Consider the following 13,798-nt stretch of genomic DNA (forward strand, 5'->3'; position numbering starts at 1 on the left):
TCAGAGTGTGAAGGTGGCAAGTTCATCGTCCGTGTCGACTTTCGTGTCTTCTTCTGCGCCCAGGTCTTTGGCTACCTCGACACCTCCCAGCAGCGTTTTCCAGTCAGCTCCCGGGTTCTGCTCCAAGATGGCTAGCAGATTGATAAATGCAGTGATCGTGGTGCGCGGCGTGCGGAAGTAGGCTTCACCCAAGCGCTGATTACAGTGCGCCATAAAAAGGGGGAGCGCTTCGTCAGGTAGTAGATATTTTTCGACATCGCCGCCCGCGTAAACATGGCGAAGCTTCTGCAGCAGTACATAGAAGTCTTCGGGGGTGAGGCTGGTCAGACGAATCACCGGGCCCGAGAGATCCACCAGCCCTGACTTGGCAAACGAGTTCTCTGCCAAGCGCGATTGCAGGGCAGGGTAGCTAAACAGACCTCGACGAGTGTCCATCAAGAACTCTGGGGTGCCGCCCAAGACGAATCCGAGCCCCTCAGACGACCCTTGCAGCGAATCATTGAGGATGCGCAGTATCTGCTCGTAGTTGGCATTGCGTGCCTGCGTGTTGGCCAGCTTGTAGAGGTTGACCAACTCGTCGAGGCAGATCATCAGACCGCCAAAACCTGCGAGTCTGACGAATCTCGAAAGCAGCTTGAGCTGGTCGTAGACGGAGGCATCATCAATGATGGTTCGCACACCCAAGGCTGTGCGGGCATCGGTCTTGGTGGTGAACTCGCCACGCAACCAGCGAATGGCATCAGCCTTGAGTTGTTCGTTGCCTTCCTCGAAACCTCGGCAATATGCGGCGATTACTTCAGCGAAATCGTAGCCGTTGACCATCTCGGTCAATTCAGCCAGGTGTGCTCGAATGACAGTCTCACTGTCTGTGCCTGCCGCCTTGGCTTCCGTTTTGGCCTGCGAGATAAATTTCTCAACAATGCCTTGCATCGCACCACCGTCTGGCTTGGTGCGCGTCGACATGTTCTTGGCCAGCTCGGAGTAAAGCGAGCGTGCTTGACCTCCGGTGGCGTGCAACCTGCGATCCGGGTTTAAGTCAGCGTGCATGGTGACGAGTTTGCGCTCCATGGCGATGGCTCGAACCAAGTTCAAAAAGAACGTCTTGCCTGCACCGTACTCACCAATCACCACTCGAAATGCCGATCCGCTCTCAACCAGGCGATTGACGTCCTTGATCAGCGCATCCAGCTCTCCCACCCGGCCAACCTGAATTAAGTGTTGGCCGACGCGTGGAACAACGCCTGCACGCAACGATTGGATGACCGCGTCGCGATCCTTGGCTCTGATAGTGCTCATAGGGCTAATTCTTCCAGAATGTCTGTATTGATCTCGATGGGATCATCACCTTCGGTGACGGGCATGTCGAAACGCTCAAAAGCCATGTCATTGATTTGCTCCAGGGCGCCATCGAGCATCAGCTCCATATCGCTGGCAGCGGCTTCAAGTTCGGATCGGCTCCATTCGGCACGGGAAATCAACAAGCGCAAGAATGCAGAATGTTCCAGATCGAGGCCGGCAACGTCAGCCGTGATTTCGGTCGCCGACTCTACAGTCTCAACGGCCTGTTCCGGCTCCTCAACCTGGTCATCAGTGAATACCTGGGCGAGGAGGGCAGAGACTTTAGCCGTTTCACGTTGCAGCTCAGCAATGCGCTCGTGATCGAGCACGAAGCCCTGATTTGCAACGGCGGCTGATTGTGTGCCGGGTTCGGTTGGAGTTGAGCTTGTTGCAGGTTTGACGGGAGTAATACTCGCCCCAGATGCGGCGCCGTGAAGATCGCTGTAGAGCAGTTGATTATCCAGTTGCAGCGCCTTGTAAACACGCTCAAGAAGTTTCACTTCAGCAGGGCTGACGATCCCATCGGCTTGAGCCAAGTGAGCCAGGAAACTGGCAATCGTGCGCTTGGCTTCGACAGTTAATGGATCGAGTTTTTTCTTCAAGCTTGCCAGCGTTGGCGGTTGCTGGATTTGAATCTGCAGGTGCGCCTTGAGACGTTTGCGATGGGCAACGCTCAGGTGACTCCAGGAGTCGATGTGCTGAGCAAGTAGTGAAACTTCTTCATTGGATGTATCGCCGTCGGCAGAGGCGACTGAACTGGCCAGATCGAGTGTGACTGAGGCCGCATTGTAGGCCGCTGACGCTCGCAGTGATCCGTCCTCTGGTTGGGTCACGAACAGCGCGATACGATCTTCAGCTTTTGGAGTCCTGCTCCCAGCGAGAACATCAGGCTCCATACCGATATGAAGTGATTCTAATGCACGAGCAAGGGCCAGAACCTTGTCACGAGATAACGCACCAGCGCTTTTGAAGCGACCGGCGAGTTCTCCAAAGCTCATGACAATCAGATCGTCACCGATTCTGCTTTGAAGTTCATCCAACTCCATACGGGCTCTAGCTGGCCATAGGGGGACTGGAAGTTGCAGCAGGCCTTCAAGGGCTTCTGCGCTTTCAGGGTTTCGGCCTAGATAACGGCTGTAGGGTTCTAGTTCGCTGGTGCATAGCTCCACCAACCACTGCAGGCTTTTGCGCGTTCCCGACGTTGCCATGACATCAGGAAGATCACCCACGTTAAGCGAGGGGGCCATTAGAACTGCCGAGGCAGGTCGATAGCTGGCTTTAAGCTTGGTCTTGTTTTGAGCGAGCATTAGACCCGCAGGATGTGTACTGGCGTACTTGAGCTTGAACAGCGCCGCGAAGACATTCTTGCACCGAGTTACAGGAGTGCGCCTGCTGATATTGGGGTCAGCTAACGCCCATGCCAATGCCCAGGTGGCATCAAGTGGTCGTCTGTTTGCGGCGTGTTGCCCCAAACCAATACGCAGTGGAAGCGGCATTTCATAGCTGTAAGCAACTACATCGGGAGGTGGGCCAAGGTAAAGGCTGGGGTCGAGCGTTTGATTGCTGAGGTAGTCCAGAAAGCCCTCTGCGTACCCTCTGAACGATCGGCTCTCTCCATAAATCCTGAGCAATCGTTGGACTTCTTTGACAATCAGGGGAATCTCGGTCTTCACCTGCGGATCGCTTAGTGCATCAACCAGAGCACGACGCTCAAGGCCATAGAAAAACAGAAAAACGTAGCCAGTGTCTGCCAGCGGATCACGCCGTCCGCCTTCTAGCCACTGCAGATAACCGCGCCGAGCCTCAGGCGATATGGAATGAAAACTGGGCCAGTAGGACATCAGCCGATCTTCAATATCAACGTACGACTTGGCTATCCGTAATTTGGGATTGAGCAGTGATGGCTCTTGCGCGTCGTATCGACCCAGCGCGCTTCCTACATAAAGCATTCCACCTGGAAGTGAAAAGCCAGCCACGGTAACTGACTCACCCGCAGGCACCCAGCGGGCATCTGATTTCTGCTTACTCGCATCTGGAATTTTGAAGGAGACGGCAGAAGGGGAGCCGAGTTGGACGGTATAAAAGTCGGAGGTTTCTTCAGATATATTGCTCGACGAAACCTCTTGCATCGAGAAGGTCACGTTCTTGTCACGTGGCTCATGCAGAGGTGTTGTCGTTGAGGCAGATTTTTGCAACTGCGCAAGCTGCCGTTTCGTGCGTGTGGCTAACAACCACATGACCCCGCCGATGCAAGCAATCACGCCAATAGCGATCCATGCATTCTTCGGGATCGAAGCGAGCGCACCAAAGACCAGTGCAAAGAAAATCAAGATGCCAGTGCCGTTGGAGTTTTTTGCTTTCTTCCTTGCCATGAGAATTTCAGCCTTGAAAGGTGGATGCTGGCGCAATGGAAGTATCCGACAAATGCGTTCATAGGGCCATGGGCTACGCATCGCTTCTGATCGGAAAAAAGCCCATCAGAGAGCCCAAGGCGTTAGCTGTCCCAGTCATCCTGGTGATCGAGCGCTTTGGCTATAGCCGTTTTGTCCAACGGGTTGAATTACTCAAGCATGGAATATAGCGTCGGACAACTTTATGCGTGTCAGTCCGCAGATCAGTTGGAGAGAGCAGATGGAAGGCGAGAATGAGTCTCAGGTTTGGCGCACGGCGCAGTAGGCATGTAGCAAGGTGTAGTTTGCGCGACTGCTTGAAGAGGCGGTCGCCAGTTTCAAGAGAGTTCCTAGGCTTGATCCTATCGTGCGGCTGCACGCGTCACGGATCGGCGCTGAGAGCAACAGGGTGCTACGTGATGCTCTGAAATGTCATGATATCGACGCTGGCCCAACTGAAAGTTACGTCGAGCTTAGATCTCGTCTGAGAATGCATTTACGCGATCATCTGCAATCGCACCTGATGAAGTTCGGCTTTGCTTCTGACGTGATGAAAGCGGATCAGTTGGATAGAGATTTGGGGCTGTAGAGGGGCGGGGAGAGCCCAATAGCAGAGCCTTAGTCACCTTCCGATAAAGGGGATTCCGACAGTGTGGTAAACGGCAAAGAGCTGTTAGTGCCTCAGTCCGATTGTTCGCAAAAAAGGCGGTGCCCGCAAAGGTGATGTTAGGACTGCCGTATCCGCATAATCGCATCTGTGATCGCTTTAGCATTTGTGTCTAAGGTCTCCATAGCCATCACAGCGTTATCTGCAACCACTGCCGCGCCACTGGCTGCAAGCCAAACGGCGACCTCCTCGATTGCCGCCGCCAGTGCATGCTGGTTGTGCACGAGCAATGTCAGGGCGTCAGCAGTTGCGATATTAGAAACTGAGTTATTTGGCATGCGATCCATCCTGGCAATGAGGTTTCGCAAAGACTAGCTCATGCGGCAGCAGCAGAGGGGCTTAGATACTGAAGGCTTAAAATTGCTACGCCGCGCAGATGATTTGAGACTTTAGCCAATGAGTTGGGGGGGGAGGCGGGGCTACTGCGTCAACTCCATCATCGGGGCCAACCAGTGGCCGCTTTCGGCTGTGGATTCAATCGGTCAGAGCACTAATGCATGAATTCACTCTGGATCGCACTGGTCATTTTCGTGTGCCTGGTTGCAGCGTCGCTTCTCACGATGCGCTGGTACCCAAGACTGGCAGCCCATCATCGGGATGACGACACCAACACCGTCATTCGTTTGGTAGCCAACATTTTTGTGGTCATGACATCACTGGTATTCGGTCTGATGATTAATTCTGCCAAGAATACCTTCGAATCGATTGACGCGAACTTTCATGGATATGCAATCAGCCTGATCATTTTTGACCGGACGCTACGAGGCTACGGAGAAGCTACACAAGACACGAGGAATCGCCTGATTACCTACCTCGAGCGAGCAATCGAAAACCCGTACCGAGGTGACGAAGCACTGCAGCATCGGAACAGTGAGGCGGCTAAATACTTGGATGACATCGGCAAGTCATTAGCCGGTATTAAGCCCCCGGATCGCTTCCATGAATCGATGCTTCAGGATATCCGTCAGCAATATCACTCGCTTATCGAGCAACGCTGGAGGATTGTCGAGCAGTCGGACGGAGCGATTCCGGGCCCTTTGATTGGGATGCTGGCCGCCTGGTTGACACTCATCTTCGCTAGTTTTGGTTATCGCGCACCACGAAACTCGATGGTAATTGGAATGTTCATAATCTCGGCATTGCTCATCGCAGCTTCCGTTTACCTTGTATTGGACATGGATATTCCTTTCCACGGCCCTATCCAGATATCCGACGAGCCTCTGCGCAGGGCGCTTGCCGTAATGCGGCTTTAGGCGGTTTTGTGAGCGCGTACAAGCAAATCACAGCTTTTTACCCGAAAACGCTTTTTACCTAAAATCGCCACCGGCCAACCGCATCCGGTCACCGGTCGGATGGAAAAGGTGAGATATAGCGCCAGCCATTCAAACGATCCTCTTCATAGGCCTTTTCGACTCCCGAGAACGCTTACCACGCCTCTTTCAGAAAGAATGCCAAAGAAGCAAAATATTGATATTTTTCTCCCATTTGAGTGTCTATTCTGTTGTAGCGTAACAAGACTAATTGCCAAGGAAGTTCCCATGTCCAAACTCGCAGAGTTCCGCCAGCTCGAAAAACATCTCGCCGAACAGCTCCAGGCTCTGGAAGCCCTCAAGGGTGACGCAGGCCTCAAGAAAGAAATTGAGTTTGAAACCAAATTGCGCGATTTGCTCGCAAAATACAGCTACAGCCTCAAGGACGTGATCAACCTGCTAGATCCACAAGCAGGCCGTCGCGCTCCAGTAGCCGAGTCCAAAGTGGGCAGTCGCAAGCCTCGCCAGTTGAAGGTTTATAAAAATCCTCACACTGGTGAAGTCGTAGAAACCAAGGGTGGCAATCACAAAACGCTGAAAGATTGGAAATCGAAACACGGCGCCGCGACTGTCGAGTCTTGGTTGACCAAGTGATTTTGGTTTAAGTACAAAAGGGCCCTTCGAGGGCCCCATTTCATTAAGCGCGATGTACAAGACATTCCACATGACGTCCATGCCTAAAGCCCGCAGGAGTGGGCCTGGGGTTGCAAATCAGACTTACGATTGGCGTGCCGCTAACGCTCAATAGCTGTTCATCAGGTTGCAATAATTAGGGATGCGCGGGGACAGGAGGTTACCCAGAACTTCGATGTCGTTGCGCCAGTCGCGCTGCAGTTCACAGGCCACCGAGAACCAGTTCATCATTTGCGCACCGGCCTGTGTCATGCGATACCAGGCTGCCTGTTCCACAGTAATGTTGAGCGTGCCGGAAAAGTCGGTCACAACGAACACGTCAAGATCTTCTCCCAGCGCCGATATGGTCGGAAACGCTACACAGACGTCAGTGACCACACCGGCAATGATCAATTCCTTGCGAGCGGTGGCCTTGATTGCCTTGACGAAATCTTCTTTATCCCAGGCATTGATCTGCCCTGGTCGAGCGATGTAGGGCGCGTCAGGAAACATCTCTTTCAGGTCTGGCACCAATGGCCGTTCGGGTATTGCTCGACGTTGGTCGTGAGGATGGTCGGCAGCTCGAAGAGCTTGGCAGCGTCAGCCAGAGCCAACACATATTCTTGAACTCATTGGGCGTAAAATCCTGAACCAGAGGAATCTGACCGGTTTGGTGTACCCGAATGGCGAATCTCATCTGGCACGTTGCCCCATTTTGGAGTCTGAAGTTGAGGAAGGCTAGACACTGCTCTCAGCCATTCAGACGTCACCCTGAACTGACCTGGAGACGAAGCACATTTTTCGCTCAGATAACTCTAGACATGCCGGCAACGTCACTCACGCTGTAAGTGCCTCGCATCAAATCACCACTGAATATGAAGGGGCGTAATCGACTCACTTCTGTATAGACGACAAGGAACCCGCAACGTCAAGAAGGTCTAAAATTCAGAGAGACATGCTGCTCTTCTGATGGAGCGGCTGCACAGATCTTTGGCAGCCATAGAGATAAAAAAGGATTTCACATGAGTAAGTATCTGGTCTTTTTGTTTTTTGGTGTCTCGGGTTTTGTTCAGGCGCAATCCATATGCTCAGAGGCATGGTATCAAGCGATCGACAAAAAATTGCCGACTGCCGATACGCAAGGACACGGGCCGGACATAGGCTCCGACGAATGGAAATCGGTGATTGAATTCAAATTAGGAGTTCGCGGTGGGACAAGCGTACCTGAACGAAGCTCCGAAAAGTGGTGCAATTTCGTTGATCAGCGAACTAATGCGATTTTGGTCACTGGGTGTGGCACCGGAAAATCGCTCACCACCAATGTTAAATCTGGCCCTTCTTACGATTGCGCACAGGTAGAGCCTTAGTTATTTTTTGTTGTGATACTGAATGGGTATAACTCGATAAAGCTTCCGTTTTCATTTATAATTCTTACTGATGCATTTTTGTTTGTTAGATATGGTTCTGTAAGTTTTATTAGCTGGTGCTGAGTGTCGGCGGTAAAGATAGGTCTGGTTGAACCTCTTCGGAAAAGCGCCCATCCTTTTTGTGATTTCTTTATCGCGTAGATGATCATGTTGCATTGTGCCTGTGCCGGCTAAAGGTTTCGGGGAAGCGAATGTTTTAAATCGCTAAGTCCGTCGCTAAAGTCAAAGTTTGGGCATTGCCCGCATCGCTCTTATCTAAACTTCAGCCCATAACGCGCCGAACGGTGGTACATGCCAAGGTTTGAACACCTTAAGCATGAACCACCGTTTGGTGGCGCCTTGAAAATTGAACAGTATGGCCTATACAGTAGGCAGCAAACAGGTAGTCAGCTGCGTATAAATGCCAATATATCAGCGTTGATTACATCCGCATTGGTTGTCGGCATGCCGTGTGGAAAGCCAGGATATTTTTTGAGCGTACCATGCTTCAGTAACTTCACCGCCAGAGGTGCAGAGTCATCGTATGGCACGATCTGATCATCATCGCCATGCATTACCAAAGTGGGTATCTGGATCTGTTTTAGATCCTCTGTAAAGTCCGTCTCAGAGAACACCTTAATGCAGTCATATTGGGGTTTAGCACCACCCATCATGCCTTGGCGCCACCAATTTTGAATTGTGCCCTGCGCGATTTTGGCCCCTGGGCGGTTGTAGCCATAAAACGGCCCTGTAGGAATGTCCATGTAAAACTGTGCACGGTTTTCGAGCAATGCCTTACGCAGCCCGTCGAATACCTCGATACCCAAACCTCCTGGGTTGTTGGCAGTCTTGAGCATGATAGGTGGAACGGCACTGATCAATACAGCCTTGGCGACTCTGCCTGGCTTGGAGCGGGCAACATACCGTGCAACCTCTCCGCCGCCAGTTGAGTGGCCTACGTGAATTGCTCCTTTCAGATTTAGGGCGTCTGTGAGCTCAATCACGTCCGCTGCGTAGGTGTCCATGTCATTGCCAGTCCAGGTTTGGGTCGAGCGGCCATGTCCTCTGCGATCATGGGCGATGACCCGGAAACCTTTCTCCAGAAAGAACATCATTTGATTGTCCCAATCATCTGAGCTCAGTGGCCAGCCGTGGTGAAACACAACGGGCGTCGCATCTTTCGGGCCCCAGTCTTTGTAGAAAATTTCAGTGCCGTCTTTTGTTTTAATCGAGGTCATATCGGATAAACTCCCAGCTGTTGGTGAATGAACCGTCTTCTGAGTTGCAGCCATTACCCCTAAGGGTATGTTTGCAAATATGGTTACCGCAGCGACGCCGGCTATAAATTCGCGGCGTGGCAATGTGAAGCCGCTGTTGCCAATAGAAGTTTCAACATCTGTATTTTTACGCATCGTATTTTCCTCGCAAAAAACCACTTCATTTTATTGAAAGCGTGAACGCGGCGATTGAACGTGGTTGCTCGGTTTGTACAACCCTGCGGCCATGGGTGAGAAAAGTCGGCACGCCGCCGTGTCCATTTCATTTCAAGATGTAAGCTTGATTACGATCAACTACGCCTCTCGGAGCACATGAAGAGCAGCCCTCCCTGTGGATGCTCGGGTATGCGACATGCCTTGCTGACGATGCGTGATGCTGGATTTCAAGCGTATGTCGCCAATAGCTGCGCTCTGTTCACCCAAGTGCATGCTGATACGGGAACGTAACCACCGCTCTCCAGGGTCGTTGTCGAGAGTTCCAGTCCATGACATCGATAGATCAAGTGAAGGTAGAACCATGGGCAGCGGGGTCGCGCGCAGATCTCCCTGTTGGGTCATGATTTTTGCAACATACTCAGGAACCACCGCCACCAGGTCAGTGCCCTCGATTAGTGATTTCAGCGCACTGTATTGAGGCACAGCTAGGATCGTCCTGCGCTCAAGACCCATTGCCCGCAAAGCGCTATCGATTTCGTCACACATGTTCCCTTTGAGGGAAACCGAGATGTGCGGGCGATTGCAAAATTCGTCGAGATCCAAAGGTCTCGAATAATTACTCGAGCTTAAGACCGTAGGGCGAATGCTTCGTAAGACCTTAGATTTAGCGTTGGCTGGCAGGTCTCGGCTGTAGCAGATTCCTAGCGACACTTCCCCAGTTGAGAGTTGGTTCGACGCTTGGTAGTGGTCTGTACGCCGAACCACCAAGCCGATATTTGGGGCTTCAACCCGAAGCTGACTTAGCAGGCCGGGGAGCAGTGCGTATTCGACGTCGTCGGACAAACCAATCCGGAAAATGGTAGAGCTGGTTGCAGGATCAAACTCACTCATCCCTCCCAGTGCGACAGCCATTGAGTCAAGAGCTGGAGTTAAGCTAGCGTGAATCTCTATTGCTCTGCTTGTTGGCTCCATCGCACGGCCAATCCTGATGAACAGAGGATCATCAAAATATTGGCGCAATCTATTTAGGGCAGCGCTGATTGCTGATTGACATAGAAACAGCTTTTCACCTGTGCGGGTAAGATTGTGTTCCTGCATCAGGGTTTCAAACACGATCAGAAGATTAAGGTCGATTTTGCGAAGATCATTTCTGTTCATGGTCATCACTACCCAGGCATCAAGCCTATATCCGCTTTTCGGTTCATAGTGATCATCTTTACTCTGGAAAACGATCTCTATGCTTATGAGCTTGAGGACAGGTTGTGAATGTCAGGTTGAATGCATGTCGAGTGTTTAAGTTAACCCGAAACGCTATTTTCAATTTGTCCTTCGGCTTGGATTAAAGATACTTCTCAGGTGCGGATTCAACACTTCTACATAAGTTGGGATTTTTTAGTACGGCGGTGTGGGTAGCTAATACTAATGTATATGTCGGACGAAGAATTTCGTCACATGCGAAGGCGCGGCAAGGAATGTTGAGTCGTTGGAAAAGGGGGAGGGGAGTGCGACGTGATTTGGGTCAGTGAAGTTTAGGGTTTTGAATAATTCTCTCGATGCATTCAATCATCGTCTGTCCTTCGAAGGGCTTGCTCAGAAAGCATTCCGCACCGCTTGCTTTTGCACGCTTGCGCATTGACTCCTCTGGGTATGCGGTGATGAAAATTATTGGCATATCCAGTCCGATATTGATCAGCTGACTTTGCAAATCAAGGCCGCTCATTCCTGGCATTTGTACGTCCGTGATGAGGCATGAAGTGCGTTCGAGATTCGCCCCGGCCAGAAAATGTTCTGCGCAGGAGAATGGGTTTGATTCGTATCCGAGGGAGCGCACGAGATTGTCGATAGCCATTCGTACCGACCTATCATCATCGACAATAGCTATCAAAGGAATTCTAGTCACAATGCATACCTTTGTTGACGCTTGAACGAAGCATTAGTGCGTGGAGCGTTGGCTCGACACTATGACCTCGTTCCAGGAAAAGAAATCATACAGACGTATTATTCTGATCAGCGTCATTGTCCCATACCCAAAGACTCCGCCATGCGAACCAAGTCGGCAAAAGACTTGGCGTTCATTTTTTTCATTGCGTGACCGCGATGTATTTTTACTGTGATTTCACTTAGGTGGAGTTGCTCGGCAATCTGTTTATTCATCAGTCCTCTGGCCGCATGAGCCATCACTTGGCGCTCACGTGCTGTGAGCGATTGAAAACGATTCTGAAGGTCTGATCCCTTGATTTCTAATTCCCTGCGTCTCTCATCTTTCTGTAGGGCTGCTGAGACGGCGTCGAGCAGATCCTGATCACGAAACGGCTTCGCAAGAAAGTCTGATGCGCCTGCTTTCATGGCTTTCACAGACATAGCGATGTCACCATGGCCTGTGATGAAAATTATCGGCATTTTTATTTTGGATTCAGCCATCTGATTTTGGAAATCCAGACCACTGAAGCCTTGTAGTCTCACATCGAGGACGAGGCAGCTTGGGCTGTCCGGTTTTGGATGCTTCAAAAAATCTGAGGTCGTTTCAAAGGTGTTCACTTGTATCCCTTCAGAGCGGAATAGGTTGTCAAGGGCTTTGCGAATTGAGGACTCGTCATCGACAACATATACAACCGGAGCGTTTTTTGAGGGCTCATCTACCGAGGAATCGTCAATCATGTTCAGTCCTCATTATTGTTGGCAAAGAAAAGTGCAGAGTGGCGCCTTCACCGGGGTTACAGCTTCCCCAAATACGCCCCCCGTGCGCCTCAATGATTGAGCGACAAATCGACAGGCCCATGCCCATACCCTCTGATTTGGTGGTGAAGAAAGCGTTAAAAAGTTTGGGCATGTTCTCTGGCAGAATTCCTGGGCCGTTGTCTTGAACGTTCACGAGCACCTCATCTGCGGCGGAGTGACGTAATCGCAGAAGCAGTCGGCGATTGGTATTTTTGGTGTTTGCCATAGCCTGGATGCCGTTCATGATTAAATTGATAATCACTTGCTGCAACTGCACACGGTCACCCATTATCCACGCCTCTCGACTATCTATCTCACTCAGAACAACCACCTTGTTTCGGTTCAGCTCTCGATCCACCAAGGCGAGCGATTCATCGACTATCTCCTTGAGGTCAAGCAGCATGTTCTGCGGGGCCGTATTTCGCGCAAGCGCGCGAATGCGGCGGATAACTTCACTCGCTCGGCGCGCTTCGCTCATCATCTCCTCAATCGACGCGACAGCTTCATCGGCATTGGGCGTTTCACGTTTCAGCCAGCGAAGCCCAGCGTCACCGTTAGTTATGACTGCTGCCAGCGGTTGATTCACTTCATGCGCGATTGAGGCGGCGAGTTCTCCTAAGGTCGTGATCCGAGTTACGTGCGCTAATTCAGCCTGTGAGCGGTGAAGTGCCTCCTCCGCTAACTTTGAGGCTGTGACATCAACCAGCGCCCCAATGTACTCAAAGTTTCCGGATAAATCCGTCTGTCCTTGAGCAAGCATTCGCACATGTTTTACTCGTCCATCCGTCATTAGAAGGCGGGTTTCGGCTTTCAAGGTGGGGGCTTTGCGATGGGCCTCTTCGATCAGAGAGTTGACCTTGCTGATGTCTTCCGGGTGAGCTTTTTTCAGCATGCTCGCCAGAGAGGGCTGCTCATCCTGTGTGAACTCAAATATTCGTCGTGCCTCATCGGAGCAATACACGTCCTCGCTAGGAAGTTGTATACCAAAACTGCCTGTCTGGCTGAGACGCTGTGCGTAAGAGAGAAACGCCTCACTACGGCGCAAAGCATCCACCGCGCGTCTACGCTCGGATACGTCATTGTGAGTCGCGAGGATGGCTTTAGGGACATTGCGATTGTCACGTGACAGTGAGCATCTGCTCACCACGGTGACTCGAGTACCGTCTCGACGGTGCTCCACGACTTCTCCTTCCCACGTACCGACTTGGAGCAGCGAGTCCATTACGTCCTTTTCGGAAGACGCAAACTGCGGGTTGAGCAATGAGCGGAAGTCCTGACCTATGGCTTCGGCCTTTGACCAACCATAAAGCGCCTCCGCTCCTGGGCTCCAGGTAGTAATTCTTCCATCCATATCTCGAACGATTATGGCGTCATGAGTTTGCGCAAGCACTCTGACCTGCTCTTGCAACTCGTCGTTGGCAGCTTTGTTCTTCAGCGCCATGATGGTGGCGATTGCTATCGCAGTCAGGCTGACCAGGCAGCGGGCAAATGCTGCGCTGTGTATATCCGTGCCGTGGGAGAGAAAAAAGGCGATCAAGGTCAAGCCGACACACGATAACGCTACTGTAATGACCCCGCTTCTGGAGTACAGACTGACTGACATCAGAATGACTATCACGTAAAGCACGGCCACTGCGATCTGAATGGAGGTTAGGGTGTCCACGACGAATATGAAGGTTGCCAGTGAAAGTGCACCTATCCGCAACAGGACAGTTGCCATCGCTGGGCTGGGAGCAGAAGCTCCTGCATGTGCCACCGCTTCCATTTTGATTTTCATATGAATCAGAAGGCCTGGAGAGAGTCCAAATTCATTCAGTCAAGTCGTACCACGGTAGTTCAAACGACGAAACGTGCCGTTGTCGTTGATTTTAGATCAGGATCTGACACCGGGGGGCATAGGTAGCCAGTAAGGAAGGGGCTGAAT

10 protein-coding genes and 2 pseudogenes are annotated in these 13,798 nt (G+C 51.6%); 3 read left to right on the plus strand and 9 right to left on the minus strand.

Features of this window, described 5'->3' with window-relative positions:
* The 3 genes from L6D81_RS15020 to L6D81_RS15030 form a co-directional block, all read right to left on the minus strand.
* Entirely contained in the window at positions 1 to 1,296 is a 1,296-nt protein-coding gene (locus tag L6D81_RS15020) for an ATP-binding protein (RefSeq protein ID WP_236180535.1), read from the minus strand.
* Entirely contained in the window at positions 1,293 to 3,710 is a 2,418-nt protein-coding gene (locus tag L6D81_RS15025) for a tellurite resistance TerB family protein (protein ID WP_236180791.1), read from the minus strand. Before L6D81_RS15025 ends, L6D81_RS15020 begins: the two co-directional genes overlap by 4 nt.
* A 744-nt stretch (positions 3,711 to 4,454) precedes the next feature.
* Complete coding sequence (locus tag L6D81_RS15030; protein WP_236180537.1) at positions 4,455 to 4,673, minus strand: hypothetical protein; 219 nt, start codon at positions 4,671 to 4,673, stop codon at positions 4,455 to 4,457.
* 219 nt (positions 4,674 to 4,892) lie between these two features.
* On the opposite strand from L6D81_RS15030, the gene L6D81_RS15035 reads away from it, so the two are divergent.
* Both L6D81_RS15035 and L6D81_RS15040 read left to right on the plus strand, forming a co-directional pair.
* The gene (locus tag L6D81_RS15035) at positions 4,893 to 5,648 is read left to right on the plus strand and encodes a bestrophin-like domain (RefSeq protein WP_236180539.1); all 756 of its coding nucleotides are present in this window, start codon (positions 4,893 to 4,895) and stop codon (positions 5,646 to 5,648) included.
* Positions 5,649 to 5,933: 285 nt separating this feature from the next.
* On the plus strand, positions 5,934 to 6,299 hold the full coding sequence (locus tag L6D81_RS15040; protein ID WP_236180541.1) for a histone-like nucleoid-structuring protein, MvaT/MvaU family: 366 nt from the start codon (positions 5,934 to 5,936) through the stop codon (positions 6,297 to 6,299).
* Between the two features lie 147 nt (positions 6,300 to 6,446).
* Here L6D81_RS15040 and L6D81_RS15045 read toward each other — a convergent pair.
* A pseudogene (locus L6D81_RS15045) lies at positions 6,447 to 7,014 on the minus strand (isochorismatase family protein).
* 325 nt (positions 7,015 to 7,339) lie between these two features.
* Here L6D81_RS15045 and L6D81_RS15050 point away from each other — a divergent pair.
* Entirely contained in the window at positions 7,340 to 7,684 is a 345-nt protein-coding gene (locus tag L6D81_RS15050) for a hypothetical protein (RefSeq protein WP_236180544.1), read from the plus strand.
* Between the two features lie 446 nt (positions 7,685 to 8,130).
* Here L6D81_RS15050 and L6D81_RS15055 read toward each other — a convergent pair whose 3' ends face one another.
* The 5 genes and pseudogenes from L6D81_RS15055 to L6D81_RS15075 all read right to left on the minus strand — a co-directional run bounded on the left by L6D81_RS15055 (position 8,131) and on the right by L6D81_RS15075 (position 13,651).
* Positions 8,131 to 8,961, minus strand: coding sequence for an alpha/beta fold hydrolase (locus tag L6D81_RS15055; RefSeq protein ID WP_236180793.1), 831 nt, complete (start codon positions 8,959 to 8,961; stop codon positions 8,131 to 8,133).
* Positions 8,962 to 9,414: 453 nt separating this feature from the next.
* Positions 9,415 to 10,314, minus strand: a pseudogene (locus L6D81_RS15060) (LysR family transcriptional regulator); the annotation flags it as partial.
* A 361-nt stretch (positions 10,315 to 10,675) separates the two neighbouring features.
* Positions 10,676 to 11,056, minus strand: coding sequence for a response regulator transcription factor (locus L6D81_RS15065; RefSeq protein ID WP_276574211.1), 381 nt, complete (start codon positions 11,054 to 11,056; stop codon positions 10,676 to 10,678).
* A 113-nt stretch (positions 11,057 to 11,169) separates the two neighbouring features.
* A complete protein-coding gene (locus L6D81_RS15070) occupies positions 11,170 to 11,814 on the minus strand; it encodes a response regulator transcription factor (RefSeq protein WP_236180548.1) in 645 nt (214 codons plus the stop codon).
* Complete coding sequence (locus tag L6D81_RS15075) at positions 11,807 to 13,651, minus strand: PAS domain-containing sensor histidine kinase (RefSeq protein WP_236180550.1); 1,845 nt, start codon at positions 13,649 to 13,651, stop codon at positions 11,807 to 11,809. Before L6D81_RS15075 ends, L6D81_RS15070 begins: the two co-directional genes overlap by 8 nt.
* Positions 13,652 to 13,798: the final 147 nt, after the last annotated feature.

Source organism: Pseudomonas sputi, from assembly GCF_021603585.1.
Classification (GTDB): Bacteria; Pseudomonadota; Gammaproteobacteria; order Pseudomonadales; family Pseudomonadaceae; genus Aquipseudomonas; species Aquipseudomonas sputi.

Coding starts and splice junctions, on each gene's coding strand:
- L6D81_RS15020 (WP_236180535.1), bottom strand. CDS start 1,296: ATGAGCACTATCAGAGCCAAGGATCGCGACGCGGTCATCCAATCGTTG.
- L6D81_RS15025 (WP_236180791.1), bottom strand. CDS start 3,710: ATGGCAAGGAAGAAAGCAAAAAACTCCAACGGCACTGGCATCTTGATT.
- L6D81_RS15030 (WP_236180537.1), bottom strand. CDS start 4,673: ATGCCAAATAACTCAGTTTCTAATATCGCAACTGCTGACGCCCTGACA.
- L6D81_RS15035 (WP_236180539.1), top strand. CDS start 4,893: ATGAATTCACTCTGGATCGCACTGGTCATTTTCGTGTGCCTGGTTGCA.
- L6D81_RS15040 (WP_236180541.1), top strand. CDS start 5,934: ATGTCCAAACTCGCAGAGTTCCGCCAGCTCGAAAAACATCTCGCCGAA.
- L6D81_RS15050 (WP_236180544.1), top strand. CDS start 7,340: ATGAGTAAGTATCTGGTCTTTTTGTTTTTTGGTGTCTCGGGTTTTGTT.
- L6D81_RS15055 (WP_236180793.1), bottom strand. CDS start 8,961: ATGACCTCGATTAAAACAAAAGACGGCACTGAAATTTTCTACAAAGAC.
- L6D81_RS15070 (WP_236180548.1), bottom strand. CDS start 11,814: ATGATTGACGATTCCTCGGTAGATGAGCCCTCAAAAAACGCTCCGGTT.
- L6D81_RS15075 (WP_236180550.1), bottom strand. CDS start 13,651: ATGAAAATCAAAATGGAAGCGGTGGCACATGCAGGAGCTTCTGCTCCC.